At 64.5% G+C, this 301-nt stretch carries 1 pseudogene; it reads left to right on the top strand.

Features of this window, described 5'->3' with window-relative positions:
* Positions 1-233 (top strand): annotated as a pseudogene (locus tag IFT54_RS20205) (recombinase family protein); the annotation flags it as partial.
* Between the last annotated feature and the right edge of the window lie 68 nt (positions 234-301).

Genomic DNA, 301 nt, shown 5'->3' with positions numbered 1-301 from the left:
GAGCATTGGCTGAGTTCGAGCGCGCCTTGATCGTGGAGCGCACCCGCGCCGGCATGACCTCCGCCCGTACGCGGGGGCGTCGCCTGGGTCGGCCTCGCGCCTTGACCGGTGCGCAACTTCGCAAAGCCAGGGACGAGATCGCCGCTGATCGCGAAACTACCGCGAGCATGGCGACCCTGCTCGGCGTTAGCCGATCGACCCTGTGGCGGGCGCTAAAGGATCAGCCAAACTGATGACCGCTATCGCCCAAAAGGCGACATTCGCTGCGATGTTGGCCGCACTTATGGCCTGCCGAAAAAAA

Source organism: Sphingomonas sp. CFBP 13714 (genome assembly GCF_014842205.1).
Taxonomy (GTDB): domain Bacteria; phylum Pseudomonadota; class Alphaproteobacteria; order Sphingomonadales; family Sphingomonadaceae; genus Sphingomonas; species Sphingomonas aerolata.
The sequence above is the reverse complement of the archived record's forward strand: the minus strand, read 5'-3'. Positions and strand labels throughout refer to the sequence as shown.